Source organism: Gemmatimonadota bacterium, assembly GCA_026706845.1.
In the GTDB taxonomy this organism is placed as follows: domain Bacteria; phylum Latescibacterota; class UBA2968; order UBA2968; family UBA2968; genus VXRD01.
Genome location: JAPOXY010000248.1, coordinates 1 through 5,104, shown reverse-complemented (window position 1 = coordinate 5,104; position 5,104 = coordinate 1). Strand labels below are relative to the sequence as shown.

Sequence of the window (5,104 nt, the reverse complement as noted above, 5' to 3'; positions counted from 1 at the left end):
GCTACATCCACAGGGATTGGAGACGCAGATCAAAGGCGGTGCAGTTATGGGTTTTGGCCTGGCTGCGCTGGAGCGGTACGTATATGATCCGCAAAACGGCCTTCCAGCAAATATGGGGCTCTATCAGTGCAAGCCGCCATCTTATCTCGATGTTCCGTCTGAAATGAAAACCGAGGTGGTCGATATCGCCGATCCCCAAAATCCAGTTGGTGCTAAGGGGATAGGTGAGCCTGTGCAGGGTTGTGCCGCTGCCGCGCTTTTGTGCGCGATTTCAGATGCGCTGGGCGGGCATTATTTTAATCGGATGCCCGTGACGACCGATCATATTGTCAATGTAGCCGCAGGACGCGAACAGTCGTATAAGGCACTGCAGGTGAATACGGTATGAGAAAGGGGAAATGATATGCTCAAAGATATGATGGCTAATTTTGAATTGTATCAGCCCACGACGATAGACCACGCACTGAATTTAATGGATCGCTATGGCGATGACGGTTGGGTTCTGGCAGGTGGTCAGGATAGTTTTGACTGGTTTAAGGACCGCGCCAAGAAGCCCCGAGCAGTTATCGATATTAACGGTATTGATGATTTGCATGGGATTCGAGAAACAGCCGATGGGATTGAGATTGGCGCGTTGACCACGCTGACAGAGATTGAGACAAGTTCGCTGATCAAAGAAAAATACGGCGTGCTGGCCGATGCTGCGCGGCATGTCGCCAGTCCGCAAATTCGCAATGTGGGAACGATTGGGGGCAATGTCTGTCAGGATACGCGGTGCTGGTATTATCGATATGGGCTGGATTGTTATCGCGCGGGCGGGAATACATGTTATGCGGATACGCCCGAGGGAATCGACCGCGAACATTGTCTTTTTGGGGCGGATCGGTGTATTGCCGTGTCTCCTTCAGATACTGCACCCGCACTTGTTGCCCTCGATGCGCGTATGGTGGTTGTAAATGGCGATGGAGAAAAAGAGGTGCTGGCAGAGAACTTTTTTATTGGTCCAGATGTGGATATTATGCACATGACGATTTTGCAACCGGGTGATTTGCTCAAGTCGATTGTGATTCCCAACACCTGGGCAGGTGCGCGTTTTTATTTTGAAAAGGTGGCCGAAAGGAATACCTGGGATTTCGCGCTGGTCAATATTGCCTCTGCGATGAAGGTAGAGAACGACGCGATTGCCGATATCCGCCTGGCCTGTGGTGGTGTTGCGTGTGTGCCGCTACGCTTGACGGTTGTGGAAGAGGTGACCAAGGGCAGTCCCCAAAATGGCGCGTCTGCCGATCTCGCTGCGAGTGCGGCAAGCCGGGGCGCCACGCCGCTGAATTACAATGGGTTTAAGATTCCCCTGATGGAAAGTCTGGTCAAACGGGCAATACGAGAAAGTTGATGGATATTTTTCGATATACCAGCGATGCCTGGGGACAGCGGGTTTTAGAAGGTCTTTCGTGGGACCTGATCGGGTATTTTGCAGGTGCTGGCGTTGTGTTTATTGTTTTGCATGCGGGTTATATGCACTTTTTGGTGAAAAAAAACGGTCAATGAATGCTCTGCTGAGACATACTCTCGCTACCCGAATCAATCACTGGTTGATGGCAGCGTGTATGATTGCCCTGTTATTGACTGGTTTCTTGCCGATTTTGGGGATCAAGTTTGCGTGGGTGACGCTGCACTGGGTTTCCGGGGTGATTTTTACTGCTTCTGTTTTGTTTCACATTATTTACGCCCTGACCCGGCAAGACTGGCGGTCTATGTGGATCGCAAGAGGAGAATTTGCAGATGTTCTTTCCTCGCTGTCGGGTTCGATCAAGGCTTTGAAAGTATCGCCCGGCAAATACTGGCTGATGCAAAAGATTTATCACCATATTGTGGCGATTATGAGTCTGGTTGCCTGTGTGACGGGTATTTTGATGTTGTTTAAAATTGATTCGCCTTTCTGGACGCGCGATCCTTATGTTTTTTCAGGTGAAATCTGGGGTATTATTTATGTTTTGCACGATTTTTCGGGTCTGTGTTTTATTCCGCTGATTATGATGCATGTTTATTTTGCGATACGGCCAGAGAAACTTTTTTATACGCGATCAATGATTAAAGGGTGGATTACAGACGAGGAATATCGCGCACATCACGATCCAGAGAAGTGGGATGTAAAAAGAAAAGGCGCATAACACATGGCAGATGTTTTCTCAGAGTGGGCGCAACATATTGAAGCGATTGAATCGGGTTATGAATTGATGCTGGCTTATGCCGCACAGGGTATAGAAGGAGATGACGCGCCAGACGCTCAGATTCGACACGCGCTAAAAGAGATGAATAATGCGCTCGACAATCTGGGAAAATCCGCAGCGCTTATCGCGAGAGAAAGGGGACTTGCGGATTATCGAGATTTTTTGGACGAGATGACTGCCGATGCGAAAAGAGCACAGGCGGGCATTAACCTCGTGCTGGGCAAGTCCGCCATCAGTTCTCAGTTGATCGACAACTTAAATGCTTCTATTCATTTGCGTGCACTGCTGACCGATCTGTTTTTGATTGACGAGGCTTTGAAATAATTATGGTTCAGGTTCTACGTGAGGATCATCCCCGGCTATATCATCCCGCCGATGATCCAGATTACAGATTCGAGCCGCCGAAGGATGAGGCGCGAAAACGAATCCTTAAGAATATTCTCGCAGATTGCGAGATTTTTTATTTTCAGCGGCCGTGGAAACGAATTCCCGAACGGCCTCACAGCCCGCACCCATACCACCAGCTATACCTGACATTCTATACGGGGATGTACGCAACCGCACTGATAGAGCATTATGCATTCGCCTGGCGCCTGACGGGAGATCCGCGCTGGTTAAAACGGGCGAGAGATTGGTTGTGCGCGGCGGGGGAATGGGAGCATAGTGACCGGGTAGAAGAACATTTTTATACGGCCAACCGGTATATGCAGGCGTTTGCACTGGCGCTGGATCTGCTCGACAAGGCGTTGCCCGATGTGGAAAAAAAACAGGCGACCGCGTGTCTGGTTCGGATGATGAAACGCTGGTGGCCGGATGTGGAGCGAGACAGATACTCATCGGATGGACGACACCACGCTGTGGTCGATAACGGGCATTTTGGCGTGGCGGCTTTGTACTTGTTGGGAAAACATCCCGATGCGGAAGCCTGGGTGTCGGCCGTGATCGATCGGTTTCGCAGCGGGGTGATGCCCTATGGCTGCGGAAGAGACGGCGCACCGGGCGACGGGCCTGCGTTCTGGCCGTGGGAGAATTTGTGGATGCTTCACTTCGCCGATGCGCTACGCAACGTGACGGGAGAGGATCTGTATAAGGCTTTTCCAAAACGACTGGAGCGGCCTTTGACGTGGTTTCGGTATCATCTGGCACCGCCGAAGGTGATCGAAGACAGGCTGTATTACCCGGAAAATTCAAATGTGATTTTGGGCAGCCAGATAGATGCGTGTTCGGTGACCCTGCTTCGGCTGGCGCAGGAAGCTGGAGATGCCGAGATGCGGGACGTAGCACTTGGCGATCCGAGGCTGGGACGGCTCTACCGGTTTGGGATGGGCGTGAAGGGTACAACGGCGGAGTGTATGATCGCATACGCTCCGTACGCTTATTGTTATTATGATCCTGAGTTCCAGGAGTCGAGTCGCAAGATTGTATTGCCGCTTTCAAAGAAATTTACCCGAATGCACTACGGGGAGACCGGATTGCTGCGCAGCGGATGGGACAGGGACGCCGTGGTCTGCTGTGTGTCGGGATACAAAGGCGGGAGCGCACATGGGTTTATGAATTTACACGTGCAATGGGGCGGATATCCGATTTTAAAGACGATTTCCGCGGAGGAGGCCCAGCCGGTGGCCTGTGGAAATCTTCCTTTCACGGGTGGGCAAAACGAGATCGTGGCGTTTCTGCGGCGGCTGGATACAGCAGCGCGGTTCGAACGGTTGCGCGTGCGGTCCATTCGAACGGATCATGAATACTGGCTGTTGAAAGGGACTTTTCCAATCCTTGTGACGGCATTGAGACGCCGGAGACGCAGTGTAAGCGTGATGCGAGATGGGGGGGAGGGGTTCGTGCGATTGAACGGCCGCGATTACTTGCAGTACGAGAGAGAGCCTTATTTTAATCCCAGGGCAGGTGAATTGCGGATGCGTTTCCGGTTGAACGGCGAGAGTAGAAAAGAAGGACCAGAGGTTTTATTTAATACGGGAATAGGCGTGGGAAGAGTCATGGGGAGCCGGGTCAATAATTATTCGCTGGCAATAATGGACGGGGACGCACTGACATTTGTTGTACAGAGCCAGCGGAACACGTCGGTGAAGGTCGTCTCATCGGTGAAAATTGAACCCAACAGGTGGCATGATGCGGTTATTCGATGGGGCGGATTCAATCGGCCAAGAGACAATCCGTTTATTGAAATCGAGGTGGACGGGTACAGGAACAGGTGCGATGACCGCGCGATTTTTGGTGAACTGGGACTGGATTCGCAGAATCTGCAGTCGCGTGCGGAACCGAGGACGTTTTACATCAAGTCGAATACGGTGCTGGCGTTTGGGGGCGCAGTGCAGATGCCTGGGACGGGGGTGAAATGCGACCTTGGCAGGGTAGATCTGAAATGCCCGGGGCGCAGGCGGTTGCTGTTGGATTTTGAGACGGACCTGGGTCCGGAGACCGGAAGCGGCGCGCTGGGCTGGAAGTTAAACCCGGTAGATTTGAGACGGATCCGGGAAAAACAGGCGCGTTTCGGTGCGGGTGGGCGCTCGATTGATGCGTTGCTCCTTTACGGGGGGGATGCCTGTTTCGAGACGGAAGAGGTACCTTTCGCGCCCTCTGGGCTGGCGGCGGGAAGTTTGATGAGTTTTGTTCCAGGAGCGCGAGATGCGAACACACGAGTGCAGCTATCAACCCTCGGAGATATTCTGGTTTTTGCTTTTGCGGAGCACCAGGCAAATGCGCGAGTGGTACAGGACGGGAATGGGTTCGAGATTGGAGTTGAGAAAGAGCGATACGGGTTTGACGTGAATACCCGAGGAGAAGAGATCCTCACCATGCACTCAGCCGTAATGGAGTAACAGATATCTCTATAGCACATAAAGGTCGTGATATGA

General features: G+C 52.1%; 6 protein-coding genes. All 6 read left to right on the top strand.

All coding sequences use genetic code 11. The annotated features are described in order from the left end of the window. Positions 1 to 388 (top strand): molybdopterin-dependent oxidoreductase (locus OXG87_22025; GenBank protein MCY3872234.1); only part of this gene is annotated, 388 nt, incomplete at its 5' end. Between the two features lie 15 nt (positions 389 to 403). Next, on the top strand, positions 404 to 1,393 hold the full coding sequence (locus OXG87_22020) for a xanthine dehydrogenase family protein subunit M (protein MCY3872233.1): 990 nt from the start codon (positions 404 to 406) through the stop codon (positions 1,391 to 1,393). After that, a complete protein-coding gene (locus OXG87_22015; protein ID MCY3872232.1) occupies positions 1,393 to 1,548 on the top strand; it encodes a hypothetical protein in 156 nt (51 codons plus the stop codon). The genes OXG87_22020 and OXG87_22015 overlap by 1 nt, the downstream gene beginning before the upstream one ends. Further along, on the top strand, positions 1,545 to 2,171 hold the full coding sequence (locus OXG87_22010) for a cytochrome b/b6 domain-containing protein (GenBank protein MCY3872231.1): 627 nt from the start codon (positions 1,545 to 1,547) through the stop codon (positions 2,169 to 2,171). Before OXG87_22015 ends, OXG87_22010 begins: the two co-directional genes overlap by 4 nt. Positions 2,172 to 2,174: 3 nt before the next feature. Further along, positions 2,175 to 2,555: a hypothetical protein gene (locus OXG87_22005; GenBank protein ID MCY3872230.1), complete on the top strand. Its 381-nt coding sequence runs from the start codon at positions 2,175 to 2,177 to the stop codon at positions 2,553 to 2,555. A 2-nt stretch (positions 2,556 to 2,557) separates the two neighbouring features. Next, entirely contained in the window at positions 2,558 to 5,068 is a 2,511-nt protein-coding gene (locus tag OXG87_22000) for a hypothetical protein (GenBank protein ID MCY3872229.1), read from the top strand. Positions 5,069 to 5,104: the final 36 nt, after the last annotated feature.

Excerpts from the sequence above, each read along its gene's own strand:
- OXG87_22005 (MCY3872230.1), top strand. The coding sequence starts at position 2,175 with ATGGCAGATGTTTTCTCAGAGTGGGCGCAACATATTGAAGCGATTGAA.
- OXG87_22020 (MCY3872233.1), top strand. The coding sequence starts at position 404 with ATGCTCAAAGATATGATGGCTAATTTTGAATTGTATCAGCCCACGACG.
- OXG87_22010 (MCY3872231.1), top strand. The coding sequence starts at position 1,545 with ATGAATGCTCTGCTGAGACATACTCTCGCTACCCGAATCAATCACTGG.
- OXG87_22000 (MCY3872229.1), top strand. The coding sequence starts at position 2,558 with ATGGTTCAGGTTCTACGTGAGGATCATCCCCGGCTATATCATCCCGCC.
- OXG87_22015 (MCY3872232.1), top strand. The coding sequence starts at position 1,393 with ATGGATATTTTTCGATATACCAGCGATGCCTGGGGACAGCGGGTTTTA.